The sequence below is a fragment of the Burkholderia sp. RF2-non_BP3 genome (genome assembly GCF_001522185.1).
Classification (GTDB): Bacteria; Pseudomonadota; Gammaproteobacteria; order Burkholderiales; family Burkholderiaceae; genus Burkholderia; species Burkholderia diffusa.
In genome coordinates this window covers 115,329-135,620 of record NZ_LOSU01000040.1, presented here as the reverse complement: position 1 = coordinate 135,620, position 20,292 = coordinate 115,329, and the positions used below count along the sequence as shown (strand labels likewise).

The following is a 20,292-nucleotide window of genomic DNA, read 5'->3' as shown; positions in this document are numbered from 1 at the left end:
ACTCGATCTGATGTTCATCGCCTTTATCAACTTTGCCCTGATCGTCGAAGCCCTTCGTTAGTGTGAACACGCCCTAGGCGGCCACTGGTTCCTGCTGATCCACAAGGACACTTTCGACCGGCGCTGCATCGGTGGACTGGCCTGTCGAATACGTCACGGCGTTAGCTGCCCCTATTCATAAGCTCCGCGCCCCTGCCCTTCGGAGGAAAAGATGCATTTCACTGCAATGAGCAGAAACTTAGAGCGCATGCGTGCCGCTCTTACTGAATGGATGATTAAAGAGGAAATCCTGGGGGATGCATTCTTCGTCGATATCGAGGCTTGGAGAGTTCGAAACGAACCCTATGGGAATGACTCGCTCTTAGTTTTGGTGTTCGACAGCAGCACGCTGCATACCATGTTGAACTACGGTGGCGACACCACGGAGTTCGACGATCTGGTTGAGTCGTTTGGATTCTGGTACGAGCTTGGTCACTCTTGGAACATGGGCTTCTACCCTATTGAAGGGTACGACTACTCACGGCTTTCAGGCACCTATGCATCCAAGCTGCAAGATGAAAGGTGGCGCAAGAAGGCAGCAACCGTGAAAAAACGGGCAGGAAATCAATGTCAGGACTGCGGAGCCACGAAGCCTTTGGATGCCCACCATTGCTACTACGCAAGTATGCGAGAAAGCTTCGAGCCTTGGGAATACCCACTCAGTGCCCTGCGTGCTTTGTGTCGTGAGTGCCACGTCCGGCGCGAGAGAGCAGAGATCCGACTACGTGCGTTTGCTGCGTCCCTGACGAGCGAAGAACTTGATGCACTGCGCCCCGCCATCAGCCACGCCATCTATTGGCATCAAACAGCAGCAGTGTTCTCGTCGCTCTCCGCCCTGGGGCCAGAAGAACGACACCTACAGGCAGCGTTGGCGATTCTCAGAAACGGCCGAAACGATCCCGACCGCTGAAGGGGCGGCGTCTAACTGCCGCGGCGTCTAAAGCCACGATCCCCCGCCATGAACGCTTCCAGCATGTGCGGGATCAGCATCATGGCGTCGACCGGTTCGCCATACGTCTGCCCATGCAGCGCTGCGTAGCGGTCGAGGTCGGCCTTGAGGCTGGCCGGGCACGCGAAAGTCAGCTTGATGCTTTCGGTTTTGGGTAGCGGCCCCAGCCGCAGCTTCTTGGTCGTGCTCATCGTGAAGTCCCTCTGTTGAAGAACAGCGGCTGGTACGGCCGCAGCACCAGGTCGCGGTTGACGATGATGCGCACCGGAAGGCCCGGCCGCTCGGTCAAGGTGGACTGGATGTTGAGGTTGCGCCGGGTCATCTCCTGCCCGGCCTGGTTCACGCTGTCCTGCAAGCTGTCACGCCCGGCGATGATGACGCGATCGCCGTTCTGCCGATTCTCCGGCGCGGCCAACTCCGCGCCGACGCCCAGCAGCGTCGTCAGGGCCGCACCGGCAAAGATGCGATCCCAATGCCAATCGACGCCATCCTCCAGGCCGGCATAGCCCGCCGGGTCGGTGCCGGCCAGGTTGTCGAGCGTCAGCGAAGATGTGTCCGGCAGGATGATCCGGTTCCAGACGACTTGAACTCGGCTCTGCCCATAGGCGACCTGGCTGTTGTATTTGCCGAAGATGCGCGAACCCTGCGGGATGAGGAGATAGCGGCCGGTCGCCGTGTCGTACACCGGCTCCGTCACCGTGCCGATCACGTCGCCCGGCAAGTCCGACTTGATGCCCGTCACCAGCGCCGCCGCGATCACCGTGCCGGCCATCACCTGATACGGCGAGGTCGGCATTTGCAGGTTGCCGGAATTACGAGTTTCTGTGGTTCCGGCTTTCTGGAACGCCTCTTTCTGGTCTTGCCGGTTTTGCACGGCGGTCGGGTCGGCAGGCTGCGCCGCCGTCGAGGCCGGGCCGGCGGCTTGCGGGTCGAAGCCCGCAAGACTGGACGCCGACGCCGGGGCGGCAGTGGCAACCTGCGTGGGCGCGGCAGCGGCGCGCTGGTTGCTGGAACGGAAGAACACCGACGAACCCGCCGCCGCTTCGGCCTCCTTACGTATCGCGTCGCGCTCGGCTGCGGCGGCATCCTGACCGGGCGGCGTGTAGCTGGCCACTGCTGGCCGCTGCGACCTGACGATGGCCGGGCCGAGGTCGCCCGGCAGCGGCGGCCCCAGCTCCGGCACCTTGGGCGGCAATCTGGAATAGTCGGCCGGAAGCCGGTCGAGTCCTTCCGATTTCGACACGCGATCCACGTTGTAAAGCTCGGTCGAGTCGCTGCTGCTGCGCGAGTGCTTCGGCTGCAACGACCACATCGTTGCGCCCAGCACGGCAGCGCCAAGGCCACCGGCCATCAGCGCCAGCGTGCGGCGGTTCAGGCGCGTCACCGGGCGCGGCTGCGCCCGCAGCGTCACGTTCTCCGGCGCGACCTTCGGCGCGGAATCGGGAATCGGCACATCCGGGGTTTCATCCTGGCTCATGGTCAGTTCCCCCGTGTGCCGTCCGTGCGCTCGATGCGCACCACGTCGCCCTTGTCGCCACCGAGGCGCAGTTCGGCCGCACCGAACAGCCGATCCACGATGTAGTACGGCGAACGGAAACGGTAGTTGACGAGCTGACCGTCACCCTGTGCGCCGATGACGAACAGCGGCGGCAACTCGCCTTGCGCGATGCCGAGCGGGAACTGGATATAGACCTTCTCGCCGTCATCGAAGGCGCGCAGCGGCTTCCACGGCGGATTGCTGCCGCTGACCGCGTAGCGGAAGCGGATCTTCTCCAGCGACAAGCCGGCGTCGATCGGCGCGGCGGCTTGCGCGGCCCGATCCTGACGCTGCAAGGCCAGCATCTGGTCTTTCGGGTACTCCCACAACACCGACGCCATCCACGCCTTGTCCGTCGAGGTCAGCTCGATCAGGTAGGTACGCCGGCTGGTCGTGATGACGAGGTTCGTCTTGAGGCTGGAGCGAATCGGCTTCACCAACACGCTGACGCGAAGATCGTTGCCGGTTCCGCTGGACGTGTCGCCGACGATCCAGCGCACGGTGTCGCCAGCGGCAACCGTCACCAGTTCTTCTCCGGGCTGGAGCGAGATCACGGTCACGCGCCCCGGCGCGGCATAGACCTGATACAGCGCGCCATCGGTGAAGGGCCAGACCTGGATCGCATTGACGTAGCCCTCGCGTGTGGGCGCCATGCGCGCCTCGGCGTTGGCGCGCGAGACGCGCATGGTTTCGTTCGCCGGTTCCGGCGTGGGCTTGGCGTCGTCGCCCGATGGCAGCGGCTTCATCTGCGCCGGCATCGGCAGCACCTTCGGCACTTCCACCACTTCGACCGGCTTGGGCGGTTCGGACTGCCGCTGCGCCTGCACCGGCTCGTCGAGCAAAATGTGCGGCGGTGGCTTGCCCTGCGAGGCGCAGCCCGACAGGGCAAGCAGGGTCAGCGGCAAGGCGGATTTACGGAAAAGTGCATTCATGGCTTGGCTCCTTCGGACGCATCCAGCTCGCGGCTCCACGACAGACCATTGACGTAGATACCCAGCGGGTTCTTGCGCAGCCGCTGCTCGGTGTGCGGGGTTTGCAGGACGATGGAAAGCACGGCATTCCAGCGTTCAGTACCAGTGGGCGCGCCGTTGACGAACCGCTGCTCCGTCCAGCGCACGTTGAACGACGAATCGCTGGCGCGCGTGACGCTGGTAATCTGCACCGTCACTGATTCCTTACCGACGCGGGCGAATGGGTCGTTCCTGCTGGCGTAGTCGTTGAGCACGGCCGCGCCGCGGTCGGTGGTGTAGTCGTAGGCGTCGAGCCAGTTCTGCCGCACGACGATCGGGTCGATGGACAGCGAGCGAACCAGCGAGATGAAGTGCGCGAGGTGGTAGGCGATTTGTGCATCCGCCGGGCGATACGGCGTGGCGGCTTCGCCGACCGCACGTACCTGACCGGTCTTGTCCACCTCCACCACGAAGGGCGTGACGATGGATTGCGCCGAACGCCAGACCAAGCCGCCGGCCATCAGCAGCGCGAGCACGAGGCAGCCGAAGGCCATCAGCCGCCAGTTCTTCGCCTGTACGCGTGCCGAGCCGATGCGCTCGTCCCACACCTGCGCGGCGGCTTGATACGGGGTGGCAGGCTGCGGCGTATCGGCATAGCGCACCTGCGGTCGCTTGAATCGCATGGCTAGTTCTCCTCAAGAATCGGAATTGCCCAGACTTGGGCCTTGCGCCGAGCCGCCGCCGTCCCCGCTGCGCAGCGCGTGCGCGGCGGTGGTCGCGGCGTGAGCAATCTGTTGGCGGCGATGCAGGCGCTTTGCCCAGGCGGGTTGCTCTTGATCGGGCGTCGGAGGGGACGAGCCGGCTTCGGATGCGCTCGCTCCGGCAGATGCGCCAGCAGCCGAGCCACCTTCGCCACGGAATGCACCGGCAACCCGTTCGCCGAACGCGCGTGCCCCGGCGGCGACTTTCTGCCCGGCGGCCTGTGCGCCAACCCTTGCGACATTGCCCATACCTGCAGCAGCACCCTTGAAGCCACCGCCTGCGGCAGCGGAACCGGTCTGGAACGCCGACCGTGCGCTGCCGGCGGTTGAAGCGGTGGCACGTGCGCCGCTGCCGATCGCACTGGCAACGGCAGGTGCCATGCGTGCACCAGCGGCCACCGCACCACCGACGCCAGTGGCGGCCGCACCGATGGCGACGGCGGTGCCGGCTGCGCCCACCGCAGCGCCGGCCATCGCACCCGCGCCGAGCTGCGGCGCGCCGGACACGAGGCCCGTGGCGATGCCTGGTCCAAAGATGCCGAGCGCGAGCATCGCAAGCGAGGCCAGCATCACGACCAGCGCGTGGTCGATGGATGGTTCGTTGGGCGTGGCCTGGAACTCGGAGAACAAACCCGTGCCGATGCCGACGATGACGGCCAACACCAGCACCTTGATGCCCGACGACACCACGTTGCCGAGCACCTTTTCGGCGAGAAACGCGGTCTTGTTCCAGAGCGCAAACGGCACCAGCACGAAGCCGGCGAGCGTGGTCAGCTTGAACTCGATCAGCGTGATGAATAGCTGCACCGCCAGTACGAAGAAGCAGAGGATGACCACCAACCACGCGAGGAACATGACGACGATGGGCGTGAGGTTGATGAACACCTCGGGGAAGCCGGTCATCTCGCTGACCTGGTCGAGGATCGGCGCGGCGGCGTCGATGCCGGTCTTGGCGAGATGCCCCGGTTGCAGGAACGTCTCCATGCGCAAGGTCGAGCCGGCGGCAGTCAGGCCTAGGCCAGCGAACGAGCGGAACACGATGCTTGCCAGCATGTTGAAGTTGCCGATGATGTAGGCGAAGGCGCCGATATAGAGCACCTTGCGGATGAGCTTCGCCATCACGTCTTCGCCCTGGCCTGTGGCGTGGCCGAGTGCCCAATACAGGCCGGCGAGCGTCATGTCGATCGTCACCAGCGTCGCCGTCAGAAACGCGACTTCGCCGCGCAGCAATCCGAAGCCAGAGTCGATGTAGGTGGAAAAGACGTTGAGGAAATGGTCGATGATCGAGACGTCGTTCATGGCCGCCCCTCCTTCGGCACATCAGGGCCGTCGAAACTCGCCGGAATCGGCGGCAGGTCGGTGAGCGTCTGGTATTCGTCAGGCCGGGTATGCCCGGAGAGGAAACGGCGCAGGTCGGCTTGCGCGACCCGCGCGCAAACCGCGCCGTCCTGTTCGCCACGGCGGCACTGCGCGACGAGCGCGTGCAGCCGCGTCGGGTCGGCGGCGAGTGCATCGACCGACAACGCCCGCGGCCGGTCGCAGCCGGCCAGCAGGCACGCGAAGGCAAACAGGACGGGCGCGCGGTTCATGGCCGTGTCCGTCAATTGCCGTAGAAGGTCACGGGCTGCGGCGTGTACGCTGTGCCGGCGCCCAGGAAGCGCCGCGTCACCTCGCGGCCACGTTCTACCGCGGCAGCTTGACGTGCCAGTTCCAGCGCCGTCGCCCGCCCCTGCGCGAGCTGGAGCTGTTGTGACTGGATGGACTGCTTCGCCTGCAAGGCCAGAAGCTGATTGGTCGCCTGCATCGCTTGCAGTGCGCCGGTCGCGGACTGGCTCTGGCTCACGAGGTCGGTCAAGGCGCCTTCGTCTTCGGTCAGGTTCTGCGAAACCTGGGCCTGCATCTGCATCGCGGTCTGCAGGCCGCTGAGCGAGTTGCGCCAACGCTGCTGCGCATCGTGGTACATCTGGTTGCCGCTGACGGTCGCGGCGTACTGCTCCGGGTACAGGCGTGCAAACTCGGAGTTCATGCCTTGAACCTCGAACGCCAGCCCCTGGGCCTGAGCGATCAGCCTTTCGGTGGTGGCGAGCGTCGAGCGCAGCCGGTTGACCACGTTGAACGGCAGGCTCGCCAGATTGCGCCCCTGGTTGACGAGCATCTGCGCTTCGTTCTGGAGCTGGTTGATCTGGTTCTCGATCATTTCCATCGTGCGAACCGCCGTCAGCGTGTTTTGCACGAGATTGGTCGGGTCGATGACCGTGATGGCCACCGCCGGCTGCGCGAGCATCAACGAACCGGAGAGCACGGCAGCAAGCGCCGCAGAAAGAACACTGGTTTTCATGGCGAAACCTCCAGCGGTTGGGAAGCAAGGAAAGAAGCCGCCGGTGCGGACGGCAGCAGGTCGGCGGCCCAATCGAGGCCGCTATGGCGCAGCCACGCGCCGGCGAAGCCGGGTACGCCGGCCTGCGTCAGCACGCGGTCGATGTCGCGTTGGTCTTGAGGTGTGGATGCGCCCGCGAACGCGAGCGCGACTGGCCCCAGGTCGAGGTCGAACAGGCGATTGCCGAGGCGGGACTGGAAGTAGTAGTCCCTCTTGGGTTGCGCAGTGGCGACGATCTCGATTTGCCGGCTGTTGAGGCCAAAGCCTTCGTAGATCGTGCGAATCTGCGGTTCGGTCGCTTGCGGGTTCGGCAGGAAGATGCGGCTCGCGCAGCTTTCGATGATGGCCGGCGCAATGCTCGAATCCTTGATGTCCGCGAGCGATTGCGTGGCGAAAATCACGCTGACGTTCTTCTTGCGCAGCGTCTTGAGCCATTGCCGGATGCGCGCGGCAAATACAGGGTCGTCGAGGAACAACCAGGCTTCATCGAGGATCAGCAGCGTCGGCGCACCGTCGAACCGTTCATCGAAACGCACAAAGAGGTAATGCAGCACGGCCATGACGGCGACCTTGCTGTGCATCAGCTCCTCCATCTCGAAGCCCTGCACGTCGGCCAGCCCCAGCCTGTCGCGGTCGGCGTCCAGCAACTTGCCGTGCGCGCCGCCGAGCACATAAGGCGCGAGCGCCTGCCGCAGCGCATTGGATTGGAGCAGCACCGAGAAGCCGGTGAGCGTGCGCTGTTCCATCGGTGCGCCGGCGAGGCTGCCGAGCGCCGACCAGATCGCCACCTTCTCGTCGGGACCGATGGCAACGCCTTCGTGGCGTAGCCGACCCTCGATCCACTCGGCGGCCCAAGTGCGGTAGCCCTCCTGGTCGATGCGTGCGAGCGGTTGGAACGCGATGCCGCCATCGGCGCCGAGGTCGTAGTGCTCGCCGCCGAGGCCGAGGATGGTGGCGCGCATCGAGCGCCCCATGTCGAAGGCGAAGATCCGCGCGCCGCGATAGCGGCGGAACTGCAAGACCAGTAGCGCCAGCAAGACGGACTTGCCCATGCCGGTCGGGCCGGCGACCAGCGTGTGGCCCACGTCGCCGATGTGCGTCACCAGCCGGAACGGCGTCGAGCCCTCGGTGCGGGTGACGACCAGCGGCGGGCCGTCGAGGTGATCGTTCTTCTCCGGCCCGGCCCATACCGCCGATTCCGGCATCAGATGCGCCAGGTTCAGCGTCGAGACGATGGGCTGGCGCACGTTGGCGTAGGCATTGCCCGGCACCGACGACAGCCACGCCTCCACAGCGTTGAGCGTTTCGGGGATGGTGACGTGGCCCCGCCCCTGAATCACGCGCTCCACCATGCGCAGCTTCTCGTCGGCGGCGTTGGCGTCCGTGTCGAGCACGGTCACGGTCGCGGTGATGTAGCCGTAGGCGACTTGATCGCTGCCCAACTCCTGCATCGCAGCGTCCGCATCGGCGGACTTGTTGCTGGCATCGGTATCGACCAGCGGCGATTCCTGTTGGAAAATGGTTTCGCGCAGTAAGGCTATGACATTCTTGCGCTTGGCGAACCACTGCCGGCGCAGGCGGCCGAGTTCCTTCTCGGCCTCAGACTTATCCATGCAGAGGAAGCGCGTGCTCCAGCGGTAGGCGAAACCGAGCCGGTTGAGGTCATCCAGAATCCCTGGCCAGGTTGAGGTCGGGAAGCCACGCACGGTCACGACGCGCACATGGTGATCGCCGAGCATCGGCGCCAGCCCGCCGATCAGCGGCGCGTCGGCCAACAGCGCGTCGAGGTGGAACGGCACTTCGGGCACACCGACGCGATAGCGTCGCGTCGAGATGGTGCCGTGCAGGTAGGTCAGCACCTCGCCGTCATCGAGCCATGCGATTTCCGGCATCACGCCGTTGAGCAGGTCGTAGAGGCGATCCGTCTCCGCAATGAACGCCGTCAGACGTTCGCGCCAATCCACGCCCTCGGTCGACCGGTTCTCGTACAGTAGGCCGGCGGCGCGTGCGCGCGATTCCTCCGGCGGCAGGTATTGCAGCGTCAGGTGATAGACGCTCTCGAAATGACTGCCGGATTCCTCAAACGCGGCGCGGCGTTCTTCATCGATTAGCCATGACAGTGGTTCGGGAAAGTCGGAGTGTGGGTAGTCCGCCGCTGGCCGGCGCTCGGCTTCGATGTAGAAGGCCCAGCCGGAACCGCAGCGGCGCAGCGCGTTGTTCTGGCGAGCCGCCGTGGCGATCAGCTCGCCTTGCGTCGCGCTGTCCAGATCGGGGCCACGAAACCGGGCCGTGCGCTGGAAACTACCGTCCTTGTTGAGCACGACGCCGGACGCGACCAGACCGGCCCACGGGAGCCAGTCGGCAAGCAAGGCCGGACGTTGGCGGTATTCGGCAAGGTTGAGCATCGCGGCGCCCTCCTCACACGTCCAGCAGCGGCTTGTGCTTGAGGTGGCGTGCGAACACCTGCATGAACTGCGCATCGACCCGCGCGCCCCACACGGCGAGCGAATGGCCGACGATCCAGAACACCAGCCCCGGAATCCACATTTGCAGGCCCAGCCCCACGGCAGCGGCCAGCGTGCCGTTGGCGATCGCCACGGTGCGCGGTGCGCCCCCCATCAGGATCGGTTCGGTTAGCGAACGATGCAGCGGCACCTCGAAGCCCGGCAGGTCGTTGGCCGTGCTCATACGACGGCCCCGCCGGAGAAGCTGAAGAACGACAGGAAGAAGCTCGAAGCCGCGAACGCAATGGACAGGCCGAACACGATCTGGATCAGCTTGCGAAAGCCGCCACTCGTGTCGCCGAAGGCCAGCGCGAGGCCGGTGGCGATGATGATGATGACGGCGACGATGCGCGCGACCGGCCCCTGTATGGATTCGAGGATGGATTCGAGCGGACCCTCCCAAGGCATCGAGGAACCCGCGGCCTTCGCCGTGCCAACCGTCATCAGCATGGCGGCGGCCAGCAGCAGGCCGTGATGCACAGGCTCGGCCAGACGGCGCAGGCGTGCAAAGGCGAGAGCCGGAATTACGGAAATACGGAAAGCATGGGTGTGCATCTGCGTCATGGCAGTTCTCCAGGGTGGTTGGGGGACGGGGAAGAAAGCGGTAGCTCTGGAAGCAATGGCTTCAGTGCATCCGCGAGGCGATAGCCCATGCCGTCGAAGCCAAGGACGCGGGCGATGGTCTCGATGCGGCGGCGCCGGCCGCGGCCGGCGATGTGAATGACGACGTTGACCGCCTCGGCGACGAGCGCACGCGGCGGGTTCACGGCGACTTCGAGAATCAGTTGTTCGAGACGCAGCAGCGCGCCGAGCACGGAACCGGCGTGGATCGTGGCGATGCCGCCCGGATGGCCGGTGCCCCACACCTTGATGAGATCCAGCGCCTCGCCGCCGCGCACCTCACCAACGATCACGCGGTCGGGGCGCAGGCGCATCGTGGCGCGCACCAGTTCGGTCATCGACACGACGCCGGCGCGCGTGCGCAGAGGTACGTGGTCGCGCGCCGCGCATTGCAGTTCGATGGTGTCTTCGAGCACCAGCACGCGGTCGCCGGTGGCGGCGATTTCCGCGAGCAAGGCATTGGCGAGCGTGGTCTTGCCGGTGCTAGTGCCGCCGGCGATGAGGATGTTCTGCCGTTCGCGCACTGCGCCGCGCAGGAACGCGGCCTGCTCGACGGTCATCATTCCATCGGTGACGTAGCGATCCAGCGGAATGACGCCGACGGCGCGTTTGCGCAGCGCAAAGGCCGGCCCAGGCGCAGCAGGCGGCAGGATGCCCTCGAAGCGTTCGCCGGTTTCCGGCAGCTCAGCGGTCAACAGCGGCTGGCCGCGATGCACTTCCGCGCCGACGTGGGCGGCGACAAGGCGGATGATGCGTTCGCCGTCTTCCTCGGACAGCTCCGCCCCCATCGGTGCGCGGCCCGACGACAGGCGATCGACCCATAGCGTGCGATCGGGGTTGAGCATGATTTCGACCACATCCGGGTCTTCCAGCGCGGCGGCGATCAGCGGGCCCATCGCCGTGCGCAACATGCGGATGCGACGGTCGAGCGACGTGGAGGCGAAGGACTGCCCATCGGTCGAAATGCGGGCGCTCATGACGCACGCTCCTGCGCTTCGGCCTGTGTCGCCGCATCGTCCAGCCGTGCGGCGTCGGGGTTTAGTTCTTCCACCACTTCACGCACCAGGCTGCGCCCGCGCATCAAATGACGCCCAAGCTGTTCAACGAACTGCTCAAAACGCGCCTTGCCCTGTGCGCGAGCCGCTTCCTGGTGGGCTTCTGGAACTGGCGTGCTGACCGTCAGGTAGTAGCGGACGAACAGCGCCAGTGTCTCAATCTCGATGTTCTGGTCCCGCTCCAGCCGCTCGAACTGGCGCGACAGCCGATCAAGGCGCTTGGCGATGGCTGCCTCGCGCTGGTCGCCTGCATCAGGCGATAGCCAGGACGCAAGCGCCGCCGCGACGATGGACGACTTGGACACGCCTTTCTTGGCGGCCAACTCGTCGAGGCGCTTGGCGTGTTCGTGCGGAATAAACAGGTTGAGGCGGTACTGGCTCATAGCTCGATCCCGTCGTGTTGGTCGAGGGACGCCAGCCGGGCCGTGCGTTGCATGGCCGGATCTAGCTGACGGGGAAGCAGCAACGGCAGGTCGTCGTCATCGAGCAACGCCAGGTCGTTGTCGGCGGTCTGCAGTTCGGGGATGTATTCGGACACCTCGGATAGCTCCGGCTGCCGGCGCGGGCCGCCGTCGTCAGCAGTAACGGCATCGCCGGCAATGTCAGTGACAGGCGATGCGGGAACAGCGGGGATTGCGAGTCCGCCCCAGTCATCGGGCCGCAGTGGTGGCGCATCGGCGTAGCGGCCAGCCGCGAGCGCAGGCGGCGGCAGCACACGCCGCTTGAAATTGGCGTCGGTGTAGTAGCGGAGCTTCTTCGCCTTGATCGGCGCGACGCTGGACACCATCACCACTTCGTCGTCGGGCGGGAGCTGCATCACTTCGCCCGGCGTCAGCAGAGGGCGTGCCGTTTCCTGGCGAGACACCATCAGGTGCCCAAGCCAAGGCGCGAGCCGGTGCCCGGCGTAGTTGCGCTGCGCGCGCAGCTCGGTTGCGGTGCCGAGCGTTTCGGAAATGCGCTTGGCGGTACGTTCATCGTTGGTGGCGAACGTCACACGCACATGGCAATTGTCGAGAATGGAATGGTTTTGGCCGTAGGCTTTGTCGATCTGATTGAGCGACTGCGCGATGAGGAAGCTGCGGATGCCGTAGCCGGCCATGAACGCCAGCGCCGTCTCGAAGAAGTCGAGCCGGCCGAGTGCCGGAAACTCGTCGAGCATCAGCAGCAGCTTGTGACGGCGCGCGATGCCGTCGCTACCATCGATTGATTCGGTGAGCCGCCGCCCGATCTGATTGAGGATCAGGCGCACCAGCGGTTTCGTGCGGCTGATGTCCGATGGCGGCACGACGAGATAAAGCGAGACTGGATGCTCGAATGCGATCAGGTCGGCGATACGCCAGTCGCAGCGCGAGGTGACTTCGGCCACCGTGGGATCGCGGTACAGGCCAAGGAACGACATGGCCGTGGACAACACGCCAGACCGCTCGTTGTCCGACTTGTTGAGCACTTCGCGCGCAGCGGACGCGACGACAGGATGCGGCGCGTCGCCTAGGTGGCGCGTCATCATCATCCGGTGCAGCGTCACCTCAAACGGGCAAGCCGGATCCGAGAGGAAGTTGGCGACGCCGCGCAGCGTCTTGTCCGCACCCGCGTAGAGCACATGCAGAATGGCGCCAACCAGCAGCGCGTGACTCGTCTTCTCCCAATGATTGCGGCGTTCAAGCGCCCCTTCGGGATCAACCAAGATGTCCGCGATGTTCTGCACGTCGCGCACTTCATGCGCACCGCGTCGAACCTCCAGTAGCGGGTTGTACGCGGCCGATTTCGGATCGGTCGGATTGAACAGCAGGCAATGCGAGAAGCGCGAACGCCAGCCGGCCGTGATCTGCCAGTTCTCGCCCTTAATGTCGTGGATGACGGCGGACGCAGGCCAGCTCAACAGCGTCGGCACGACGAGGCCGACGCCTTTGCCGGAGCGCGTCGGCGCAAAAGTCAGGACGTGTTCCGGGCCTTCATGGCGCAAGTATTGGCCGCGATGCAGACCGAGGAAAACGCCGGCGGGCTTGTCGAGGCCGGCCTTGTGAATGTCGGCGACCTCGGCCCAGCGGGCAGAACCATAGGTGGTGACGAGGCGCGATTGCCGCGACCGCCACACCGACATGACGATAGCGACCAGCACTGCGACCAGGCCGCTGCCGCCTGCGATGGCGCCGCCCATGTCGAATACGCGCGGTGCATAGGCGTCGTAGAAGAACCACCACTCGAACAACCGCCAAGGGTGATAGACCGGCGTGCCGAAGAAGTCGAACCAAGGCGAGCCAAGGCGTAGTTGGTAGTCCAAGGCGGCGGCCGTCCATTGCGTGGCGGACCACACTCCGGTGAACACGATGCCGAAAACGACGGCAATCTGTCCGAACAGCACGCCTTGACCTTGCATCCCGGCCTCCGCTTTCCCCTGTGCGACACGCGACACAAAGGTGTGCCGCAGTCGCAAGGATTGGCGTCAGGCCAAGAGGCGGTCAAAGACCGTTATCGGAAGGAATATCGAGGAAAAAGCAAGATTTCGTGCAGGGACAAGGGAAGTAAAGACGCCGCAAGCTGCGGCGCAGTGCGGCGTATCGAGTTAGGAAGACAAAGTTTTGTGCGAATCGGAACAATGAGAACGTCGACTGCTCCTTCGGCGGGTGGCCTGATCACTCACACAAATGCTTGCTGAAACATCTTCCACGCTTCGGTATGGGCCTCGAAACCGATGCCGGGCATCTGAGGCAACGCGGCACGGCCCGCCTCGATACACGAGCCATCCGGCAGTCCGCGAAACGGTGCAAACGCGAACGGGCTGATCTCCGCGCCACCCAGGTCAAGCGCTGCCACCAGATGCAACGCGAAGAGATGCCCACCATGCGGCCAGAACGCGTGTTGCGGCCAGCCATCGGCGGTCATGGTTTCGATAATGCGTAGGTAACCTAGCACTCCATAACAGTGCACCGGATCGAAGACCAGCACATCACGCGCGCTGCGCAAACCACCGTATTGGGCAAGCAGGCGCGCCTCTGCTTGCGAGAAGAGTGCCTCGCCCGCTGCGATGGGCGGCCTGTACGCCTTGGCCACCCGTGCGTGTGTAGCGAAATCCAACGGGTCGCAAATATCCTCGAGCCACCAAAGCCCATATCGCGCCAGCGCGGCAGCGGCCTGCAATGCGGTATCTTGGTCGTACAGATTCATCGCATCCACAGCGAGGTGATCCGCGCCGGGCAACCGCGCAGCCGCGGCCTCGATGCGCCGACAATCTGCGTCGAGCCCGGTTCCGCCTACCTTAATCTTGGCGTGCGTAAAACCGAGATCAATGCAACGGCGCATCTCGTCGGACAAACGTGCAAGATCGTCCTGCGGATAGCGATACCCGCCGCCCGCATACACCCGCACACATGCCTGCGCGGTGGCGCCCAACCGCTGCGCGAGGAAAGCGTATAGCGGCAGACCGGCGATCTTCGCGGCAGCATCCCAAATAGCCATGTCGAGCGTACCGACAGCCACGCAGCGCTCACCATGGCCGCCCGGTTTTTCGCCAGCCATCATCGTATGCCAAGCGCGAAACGGGTCGAGGTTGGTGCCCTTTTCGTCGGCCAAACTGCCGCTTGGCGACGTCAGCAGGCGCATTGCAAAGCGTTCACGGATCAGCCCACCCTGTGCGAAGCGACCGACCGACGCATAGCCGTAGCCGACCACCGGTTTGCCGTTGCGCATAACATCGGTCGTGATGGCTACAAGGCTAGTCGTCAGTCCACCGGACGGGATGGACGGATCTTCATATCGGGAAACCGGAATGGATTTCTCTCGGATATCGATAATGTGCATGCTATTTCAACACATGACGTGTAAGGGAGGCGGAGTTCCGCAATAGATAGCCGCCTCGTCTCTCGCTTAGCTTGCTTTCAAGACCGTAGCCACCGTTTGGGATGAGCAGCAAGCGTTTCCACGGTCTCGATGGGTTCGGACGTGCCGCAGGCGCGTCAATACCGCAGCAAGCAAAAGCAGCACGAATTTGTTCATGTCTCGATCGCCTCTGAAGCGTCGAGGTCGGATAGTATGGACGACTTCTTCTCGGCAGATGCTTCGAGGGTGCCTGTCCGTTCGATAAAACGTGCCAACGTCTCCGAAGGTTCGTTATCCAGACGTAGAATGTACGTGGTAAGCATGAGCTTTTGGCCTGCCAGTGGCCGAGCAACCACACCCGGTTCGCGGCTGTTGACGATCTGCGAGGCACCAGCCAAACCCAAAGCAAAGCCTGCTGCCACCAGTGCCATCATCAAGTCAACGGATGCCACCCGCTCCGCAATCAACGGTTCTCGGTCGACTCGCCGCAGCACTCGTTCAATCTGCCGAGAGTAGCCTTCGCACGCATGGGGATCTCCGAGTACCAGCGGATAGCGGAGCACCTCCTCCAATGGGATTCTCTTGTACGTCAGCAAAGGATGACGAGCAGGCACAGCGATCATCAAGGGATCGCTCCAAACTGCTTCAGCGATGATGCCGTCGTCGACCTCATCCGAGCGTGCAAACCCTACGTCGTACAGGTCGTCATGCAGCCCTTTGATCTGCTGTGTCAGTGGAACCTCCGATAGGCGTATCTCGATCTCCGGTTCTTCCTGACGACACAGCGCCAGGAAGGTGGAGAAACGCGACGGCGGGATGCCATCCGAAAGCGCGACCCGCAACTGGCTGTGAAAGCCATTGGCGGCCGCCTTCACACTGTCTCGCGCTTGCTGCAACGCAGTGAAGACACGCGGCACGTGCTCCAAGAATAGCCTACCCGCTCGGGTCAGGCGGGTGCTGCGCGTGGTGCGCATAAAAAGCTGGGCACCAAGATCTTCTTCCAATTCCTTTATCGCGCGTGATAGCGGAGATTGCTCGATATGCAATCGCTCCGCAGCCCGGGCGAAATGGAGTTCTTCAGCAACGGCCAGGAAACAGCGAAGGTGGCGAAGTTCCATATGTCTTCCTTCCTGACGACCAGCCTTGCAGCCTTCACGATCGATGTAAAGCGCAACGGCAAACCGATGTTCCTCAAGCCACTTTCCATCAGGTCGCGACGCAAACACCGAGCATCATCGGCTTCGTGCAGGCACAATGCAGCCCTGATAGGAAAGAGTCAGTACATCGACGCGTACGAGGGCTACACCACACCGCGTGACTCCACAGATGATTTCCAAATACTTCAGCGTCGCACGCGTGCAGACAGCAACGCCGCGAGTAGCGGGGCAACGGCAAACGATGCGAACAGCGTCAGCGCTGCAGATCGCGCCCCTTCGACGCCACCAGGATCGGTCAGTCCACCAGCATTGGCTGCCACACCGGCCAGTGCGGCGGCGAGCGCCGTTGCATAGAGTTGTACGGTCGTAATGGACGAAGACGCGAGCGTTTCTTCTCCTGAAACAGCCGCGGAAAACACTCGTGTCAGGAGATGTGGCCAGCTCAAACCGATACCGAATCCGACCGCTGCAAGAACGAAGCAATACACCGCACTACCCACCAGAGCGCCACCCCATGCAGTGATGGGCATTGCGACCGCCAAAACGAGTAACGCCATCAGCACGATGAGCGGGCTGATCCTAATGAATCGGTACGTCAGCCCAGCTTCGCCACGCCCCGCGCTGTACAACGAAGCGAGGGTCCACCCTCCCGCCATTATCGCCGTCATATAGCCAGCCGCAAGCGGCGTCATCCCGTGGATCACCTGCAAGAAGTACGGCACGAAAATCTCGGTCGTCATCCCAGCCACCAGCAGCCCCATCATTGCGTAGATCACGCCGAGTTGCGTTGAAAGCGACCAGGCGCCGGATGGCAGCAACTTCGTGTCGGCTCGCATATCGATGCGTGCGATGACGACAGTGATGACTACGCCGATGAGGATGCCGATGACATTCCACGCGAGCTGCCGTGACAAGCTGCCAATGGAAATCGTCAAGACCGCGAGTACCAACAGCACCATTGAGCGCAACGGCACGCGAGTGCTTGCCGCCGAGCCAACAGTACGTCCGCCAAATTGCACAAGGACGATCAACGCCAACAACAGAGCAACGGGCAGCAGTGACCAGAACGCCCATCGCCAATGCCCTGTTTGGGCAAACACCCCGCCGACGGCTGGGCCGCAAAGCGTAGCCACGCCCCACATACCCGAAACGAGCGCCATCGCCCTGGGCCAAAGACGCGGATCGAACACCACTCGGATTAGCGCATAGCTGAGCGCGAACAGCACGCCACCGCCCAACCCCTGCACCGTCCGGCCTAACAACAAAATGGGCATCGACGCAGCTGTCGCACACACGACCACCCCCAGCGAAAAGCCGGCGAGTGCGAGCAGATAGGCCAGGCGCGGCCCCATCGTGTCGATCAGCCTTGCTGACAGCACCGATCCCACGATCGACGCCACAACGAACAAGGTGGTATTCCACGCGTAGTACCCGAGGCCACCGATCTCGTCGATGATGGTTGGCAAGATCGTCGTGACCACATAGATGTTCACCGCATGCAGCGCGACGCCACCGGCGAGCGCGATGGAGCGGAGTCCGTTGCGTCCTTGAAGCAGCTCGCCCCATGAAGTTTGTTGCCGCGTTTCCGTTGACCTCATTTTTCGTCCTCTGCACAAGAAACAAACATCATTCCAACTATTGATGGAATGTTAGATCGATGATATCTTGCTGTCAACGAGATCCTGTTTTGCCGTCATGAAAACAATCGCGCGCCCCACCGAACCTTTAGATGATCTAGCGGATGTCGCCAAGACCCTTGGGCATCCTCATCGCTTAGCGCTTCTGGAGGCCATCTTCCAGCGGGAGAGCTCAGTGGAGCGGCTGGCCGAACTTTCGGGACTGTCGATCACCAACGCATCGCAGCACTTGCTGCAACTGAAGCGGGCTGGGTTCGTCCAGTCCCGACGCGACGGCAAGCACGTGATGTACCGCATCGGCAGTGGACCGGTGGCCAATGTGGTCGCTGCACTGCACGACTACGTTGCCCATCAGCGCACCGAAATGCGACGCGTGATCGCGGACAGCGTTCATCACCCGGAACACCTCGATGGCGTGTCAATCGAGGAACTGATCGACAGACTAAAAGACGGCGCTCTGCTACTGGATGTCCGTTCGGCAGAAGACTATGCAACGGGGCACATTCCCGGTGCTATCAATATCCCGACAGAAGAGCTAGAGCGCCATCTGGGCGAACTGCCGCGGAATCAGAACATTCTCGCCTACTGTGGCGGCCGCTACTGCGTGCTCTCTATCCAGGCTGTCGCGTTGCTGCGTGCCAAGGGATTTAGCGCGGACCGCGTGAGCGACGGGTTTCCCGGATGGTGGGCCGCTGGCTTGCGCGTGGAAGCCGCGGCGCAGGCGCAGCACACTCGCCGCTTGTAAAGGCACAAACCACAGTATCTGCTCGCACGAGGCGCCGGCAGGACTTCTGCACAATCGTTCAAGACACTCTGCTGCGGTATGGATATAAAGGACTGTCTATTCACCCGCAAGGTGCAATATGCAAGAACAAATCGGATTCATCGGGCTCGGGGTCATGGGGACCCCGATGGCGCTCAACCTCGCCCGCAGCGGTGCGCCTGTCGCGGTCTGGAGCCGCTCCAAGGATAGATACGCCGAGTTGGGTGCAGCCGGCGCATGTACGGTCGAGAAAGTTGTCGACGTATTCGCACAATGCCGCGTTGTCATTCTCATGCTGGCCGATGACGACGCAATCGATACCGTGCTTGGCCGCCATACCGCCGATTTTTCCGTTCGCGTGCGCGAACATGTGATCGTCAATATGGGAACGACCTCGCCCAGCCATTCACGAGCGCTCGCAACTGAGATCGAATCCGCCGCTGGCCATTACGTTGAAGCCCCTGTGTCTGGTTCGCGCAAGCCCGCGGAAGCAGGTCAACTCGTCGTCATGCTGGCCGGTGCGCCTGAGGACGTGCAGGAGGTGCGCAACATCGTCAAACCTCTGTGTCGCGAGAGCATTATCTGCGGCGCAGTCCCTTCCGCGCTGACGATGAAGCTCGCTGTCAATCTGTACCTCATCACGATGGTCACCGGCCTGGCGGAAGCCACTCACTTCGCCCAGCGCCACGGCATGGACCTCGCGCAATTTACCAGCGTACTGAACAACGGCCAGATGGCCAGCGATATTTCGCGCGTGAAGCTGGATAAACTCACGACGCAGGACTTTACTGTGCAAGCCGCCATCACCGACGTGCTGAAAAACAGCCGGCTGGTAGCGGAGTCTGCGAGAAGCGCAGGTCTCGCCTCGCCTTTGCTTGACGTCTGCCACGCACTTTATGGTGAAACCGTGGCCTTGGGGCATGGGTCATTGGACATGGCGGCGGTCATCCGTGCGATTGAGTGGCGGACCGGAACAGTGCAATAGCCCTATTGCGCCGTGTGCCATGGTTACGTTGCCCTGCAAGGGCCTTAACAGACGGGCCCTTCTCCTTCGTCCTTGCAAATGAACGTCACGTCGTCCGTACAGCCCGTTCCAGCCGTGATTGGTGTCGTCCTAAGGAAACAAGAGGTCCTGCTCGTTCGACGTGCCAATCCACCCGACGCTGGTCGCTGGGGTCTTCCTGGAGGGAAGATCGAGGCCGGCGAGACAATTTTGGAAGCTGTCGTCCGCGAGGTACACGAAGAAACGGCCATTAGCGTCTCCCCACGGAACGTCTTCACCGCGTTGGAGGCCTTAGACCACAGCTCCGAGGGCGAATTGCGCCAGCACTTCGTGCTCATTGCCGTCTTGTGCGAATGGCTGCAGGGAGAGCCCGTGGCCGGCGACGATGCGCTCGATGCCCAGTGGGTCAACCTCATTGAGCTTGAACGGCAAAATCTGGTCATGAGCTTCGGCGTGCGCAGCGTAGTACGCCGCGCCGAAGAGCTGACGACAGCGCATACGAGGCAGCCGAGCCAATAGGAATTCAGTTCACCACGGTGCACACCACATGGCGCATCCTTTAAACGGAAAAATTTAATCGACACCAAAAACGCTATGATCACGATACGAAAGTCAATGCCAATGGACAGTTTTCGAGTAATGGAAATTTGGCGAAGCTCCGTTGATGCAACACATCATTTCCTTGCTGCGGCGGATCGCCGGGATATTGAGTCCGAGGTCGCCGCATTTCTCCCTGAGGCGCCGCTGGATTTGGCGGTTGATGAGTCAGGTCGTGCCGTTGCTTTCATGTTACTCAATGGCGATCACATGGAAGCTCTATTTGTCGACCCGGATCACCGCGGGCGGGGCGTTGGCCGGGTCCTCGTGCGAGAGGCCATAAGGCGCCACCCTAGCCTTTCGACTGATGTCAACGAACAGAATCACCAAGCGGTCGGGTTCTATGAAAGGCTGGGATTCGAACCGTGCGGCCGATCCAACGTGGACGGTCAAGGACGACCATATCCCCTGATACACCTTCGGTACAAGTCGACAAGACATTCTTCGGAATTGACTGAAGACTAGTATCTGCTTCATATCGCGGGAATTGTTCCGTTGCAATGGCAACTAGTGCAGAGGGAGGCCG

21 protein-coding genes are annotated in these 20,292 nt (G+C 63.0%); 5 read left to right on the top strand and 16 right to left on the bottom strand.

Annotation, left to right across the window (positions count from 1 at the left end):
- The first annotated feature begins 211 nt into the window (after positions 1-211).
- Positions 212-949, top strand: coding sequence for an HNH endonuclease (locus WS45_RS21740; protein WP_059701620.1), 738 nt, complete (start codon positions 212-214; stop codon positions 947-949).
- An 11-nt stretch (positions 950-960) separates the two neighbouring features.
- Here WS45_RS21740 and WS45_RS21735 read toward each other — a convergent pair whose 3' ends face one another.
- The 16 genes from WS45_RS21735 to WS45_RS21660 form a co-directional block, all read right to left on the bottom strand.
- Positions 961-1,179 (bottom strand): DUF2274 domain-containing protein, encoded by a 219-nt coding sequence (locus tag WS45_RS21735; RefSeq protein ID WP_059701618.1) that lies wholly within the window; start codon positions 1,177-1,179, stop codon positions 961-963.
- Entirely contained in the window at positions 1,176-2,465 is a 1,290-nt protein-coding gene (locus WS45_RS21730; protein WP_059701615.1) for a TrbI/VirB10 family protein, read from the bottom strand. Before WS45_RS21730 ends, WS45_RS21735 begins: the two co-directional genes overlap by 4 nt.
- Positions 2,466-2,467: 2 nt before the next feature.
- Positions 2,468-3,457, bottom strand: a complete 990-nt coding sequence (trbG, locus tag WS45_RS21725; RefSeq protein WP_059701613.1) for a P-type conjugative transfer protein TrbG — start codon at positions 3,455-3,457, stop codon at positions 2,468-2,470.
- The gene (gene trbF / locus WS45_RS21720; RefSeq protein ID WP_059529517.1) at positions 3,454-4,158 is read right to left on the bottom strand and encodes a conjugal transfer protein TrbF; all 705 of its coding nucleotides are present in this window, start codon (positions 4,156-4,158) and stop codon (positions 3,454-3,456) included. The genes trbG and trbF overlap by 4 nt, the downstream gene beginning before the upstream one ends.
- Before the next feature lie 12 nt (positions 4,159-4,170).
- The gene (trbL, locus tag WS45_RS21715) at positions 4,171-5,535 is read right to left on the bottom strand and encodes a P-type conjugative transfer protein TrbL (RefSeq protein WP_059701611.1); all 1,365 of its coding nucleotides are present in this window, start codon (positions 5,533-5,535) and stop codon (positions 4,171-4,173) included.
- The gene (locus tag WS45_RS21710) at positions 5,532-5,825 is read right to left on the bottom strand and encodes an EexN family lipoprotein (RefSeq protein ID WP_059529512.1); all 294 of its coding nucleotides are present in this window, start codon (positions 5,823-5,825) and stop codon (positions 5,532-5,534) included. Before WS45_RS21710 ends, trbL begins: the two co-directional genes overlap by 4 nt.
- A gap of 11 nt (positions 5,826-5,836) precedes the next feature.
- Positions 5,837-6,574 (bottom strand): P-type conjugative transfer protein TrbJ, encoded by a 738-nt coding sequence (gene trbJ, locus WS45_RS21705; protein WP_059701609.1) that lies wholly within the window; start codon positions 6,572-6,574, stop codon positions 5,837-5,839.
- Positions 6,571-9,018 carry a conjugal transfer protein TrbE gene (gene trbE / locus WS45_RS21700; protein WP_059529506.1) on the bottom strand — a complete coding sequence of 816 codons (2,448 nt, stop codon included), beginning with the start codon at positions 9,016-9,018 and terminating at the stop codon, positions 6,571-6,573. Before trbE ends, trbJ begins: the two co-directional genes overlap by 4 nt.
- A gap of 13 nt (positions 9,019-9,031) precedes the next feature.
- Positions 9,032-9,301: a VirB3 family type IV secretion system protein gene (locus WS45_RS21695; RefSeq protein ID WP_059529503.1), complete on the bottom strand. Its 270-nt coding sequence runs from the start codon at positions 9,299-9,301 to the stop codon at positions 9,032-9,034.
- Complete coding sequence (locus WS45_RS21690) at positions 9,298-9,681, bottom strand: TrbC/VirB2 family protein (RefSeq protein ID WP_059529500.1); 384 nt, start codon at positions 9,679-9,681, stop codon at positions 9,298-9,300. Before WS45_RS21690 ends, WS45_RS21695 begins: the two co-directional genes overlap by 4 nt.
- Entirely contained in the window at positions 9,678-10,715 is a 1,038-nt protein-coding gene (gene trbB / locus WS45_RS21685; RefSeq protein ID WP_059529497.1) for a P-type conjugative transfer ATPase TrbB, read from the bottom strand. Before trbB ends, WS45_RS21690 begins: the two co-directional genes overlap by 4 nt.
- Positions 10,712-11,176: a ribbon-helix-helix protein, CopG family gene (locus tag WS45_RS21680; RefSeq protein ID WP_059529494.1), complete on the bottom strand. Its 465-nt coding sequence runs from the start codon at positions 11,174-11,176 to the stop codon at positions 10,712-10,714. The genes trbB and WS45_RS21680 overlap by 4 nt, the downstream gene beginning before the upstream one ends.
- Positions 11,173-13,170 (bottom strand): conjugal transfer protein TraG, encoded by a 1,998-nt coding sequence (locus WS45_RS21675; protein ID WP_059529492.1) that lies wholly within the window; start codon positions 13,168-13,170, stop codon positions 11,173-11,175. Before WS45_RS21675 ends, WS45_RS21680 begins: the two co-directional genes overlap by 4 nt.
- Before the next feature lie 260 nt (positions 13,171-13,430).
- Positions 13,431-14,591, bottom strand: a complete 1,161-nt coding sequence (locus WS45_RS21670) for an enolase C-terminal domain-like protein (RefSeq protein ID WP_059529489.1) — start codon at positions 14,589-14,591, stop codon at positions 13,431-13,433.
- Positions 14,592-14,782: 191 nt separating this feature from the next.
- A complete protein-coding gene (locus WS45_RS21665) occupies positions 14,783-15,727 on the bottom strand; it encodes a LysR family transcriptional regulator (protein ID WP_059529487.1) in 945 nt (314 codons plus the stop codon).
- Between the two features lie 224 nt (positions 15,728-15,951).
- Entirely contained in the window at positions 15,952-17,364 is a 1,413-nt protein-coding gene (locus WS45_RS21660; protein WP_059701607.1) for an MFS transporter, read from the bottom strand.
- A 97-nt stretch (positions 17,365-17,461) separates the two neighbouring features.
- On the opposite strand from WS45_RS21660, the gene WS45_RS21655 reads away from it, so the two are divergent.
- The 4 genes from WS45_RS21655 (at position 17,462) to WS45_RS33855 (ending at position 20,231) form a co-directional block, all read left to right on the top strand.
- Positions 17,462-18,148, top strand: a complete 687-nt coding sequence (locus tag WS45_RS21655; RefSeq protein ID WP_059529481.1) for an ArsR/SmtB family transcription factor — start codon at positions 17,462-17,464, stop codon at positions 18,146-18,148.
- A gap of 118 nt (positions 18,149-18,266) precedes the next feature.
- On the top strand, positions 18,267-19,151 hold the full coding sequence (locus WS45_RS21650; protein ID WP_059701605.1) for an NAD(P)-dependent oxidoreductase: 885 nt from the start codon (positions 18,267-18,269) through the stop codon (positions 19,149-19,151).
- Positions 19,152-19,229: 78 nt separating this feature from the next.
- Positions 19,230-19,688 carry an NUDIX hydrolase gene (locus WS45_RS21645; RefSeq protein WP_059529476.1) on the top strand — a complete coding sequence of 153 codons (459 nt, stop codon included), beginning with the start codon at positions 19,230-19,232 and terminating at the stop codon, positions 19,686-19,688.
- 75 nt (positions 19,689-19,763) lie between these two features.
- Positions 19,764-20,231 carry an acetyltransferase gene (locus WS45_RS33855; RefSeq protein WP_081332273.1) on the top strand — a complete coding sequence of 156 codons (468 nt, stop codon included), beginning with the start codon at positions 19,764-19,766 and terminating at the stop codon, positions 20,229-20,231.
- Positions 20,232-20,292: the final 61 nt, after the last annotated feature.

Excerpts from the sequence above, each read along its gene's own strand:
- WS45_RS21730 (WP_059701615.1), bottom strand. The coding sequence starts at position 2,465 with ATGAGCCAGGATGAAACCCCGGATGTGCCGATTCCCGATTCCGCGCCG.
- WS45_RS21665 (WP_059529487.1), bottom strand. The coding sequence starts at position 15,727 with ATGGAACTTCGCCACCTTCGCTGTTTCCTGGCCGTTGCTGAAGAACTC.
- WS45_RS21645 (WP_059529476.1), top strand. The coding sequence starts at position 19,230 with ATGAACGTCACGTCGTCCGTACAGCCCGTTCCAGCCGTGATTGGTGTC.
- WS45_RS21675 (WP_059529492.1), bottom strand. The coding sequence starts at position 13,170 with ATGCAAGGTCAAGGCGTGCTGTTCGGACAGATTGCCGTCGTTTTCGGC.
- WS45_RS21735 (WP_059701618.1), bottom strand. The coding sequence starts at position 1,179 with ATGAGCACGACCAAGAAGCTGCGGCTGGGGCCGCTACCCAAAACCGAA.
- trbE (WP_059529506.1), bottom strand. The coding sequence starts at position 9,018 with ATGCTCAACCTTGCCGAATACCGCCAACGTCCGGCCTTGCTTGCCGAC.
- WS45_RS21670 (WP_059529489.1), bottom strand. The coding sequence starts at position 14,591 with ATGCACATTATCGATATCCGAGAGAAATCCATTCCGGTTTCCCGATAT.
- WS45_RS21680 (WP_059529494.1), bottom strand. The coding sequence starts at position 11,176 with ATGAGCCAGTACCGCCTCAACCTGTTTATTCCGCACGAACACGCCAAG.
- WS45_RS21695 (WP_059529503.1), bottom strand. The coding sequence starts at position 9,301 with ATGAGCACGGCCAACGACCTGCCGGGCTTCGAGGTGCCGCTGCATCGT.
- trbB (WP_059529497.1), bottom strand. The coding sequence starts at position 10,715 with ATGAGCGCCCGCATTTCGACCGATGGGCAGTCCTTCGCCTCCACGTCG.
- WS45_RS21690 (WP_059529500.1), bottom strand. The coding sequence starts at position 9,681 with ATGACGCAGATGCACACCCATGCTTTCCGTATTTCCGTAATTCCGGCT.
- WS45_RS21740 (WP_059701620.1), top strand. The coding sequence starts at position 212 with ATGCATTTCACTGCAATGAGCAGAAACTTAGAGCGCATGCGTGCCGCT.
- trbF (WP_059529517.1), bottom strand. The coding sequence starts at position 4,158 with ATGCGATTCAAGCGACCGCAGGTGCGCTATGCCGATACGCCGCAGCCT.
- WS45_RS21655 (WP_059529481.1), top strand. The coding sequence starts at position 17,462 with ATGAAAACAATCGCGCGCCCCACCGAACCTTTAGATGATCTAGCGGAT.
- WS45_RS21650 (WP_059701605.1), top strand. The coding sequence starts at position 18,267 with ATGCAAGAACAAATCGGATTCATCGGGCTCGGGGTCATGGGGACCCCG.
- trbJ (WP_059701609.1), bottom strand. The coding sequence starts at position 6,574 with ATGAAAACCAGTGTTCTTTCTGCGGCGCTTGCTGCCGTGCTCTCCGGT.
- trbL (WP_059701611.1), bottom strand. The coding sequence starts at position 5,535 with ATGAACGACGTCTCGATCATCGACCATTTCCTCAACGTCTTTTCCACC.
- trbG (WP_059701613.1), bottom strand. The coding sequence starts at position 3,457 with ATGAATGCACTTTTCCGTAAATCCGCCTTGCCGCTGACCCTGCTTGCC.
- WS45_RS21710 (WP_059529512.1), bottom strand. The coding sequence starts at position 5,825 with ATGAACCGCGCGCCCGTCCTGTTTGCCTTCGCGTGCCTGCTGGCCGGC.
- WS45_RS33855 (WP_081332273.1), top strand. The coding sequence starts at position 19,764 with ATGATCACGATACGAAAGTCAATGCCAATGGACAGTTTTCGAGTAATG.
- WS45_RS21660 (WP_059701607.1), bottom strand. The coding sequence starts at position 17,364 with ATGAGGTCAACGGAAACGCGGCAACAAACTTCATGGGGCGAGCTGCTT.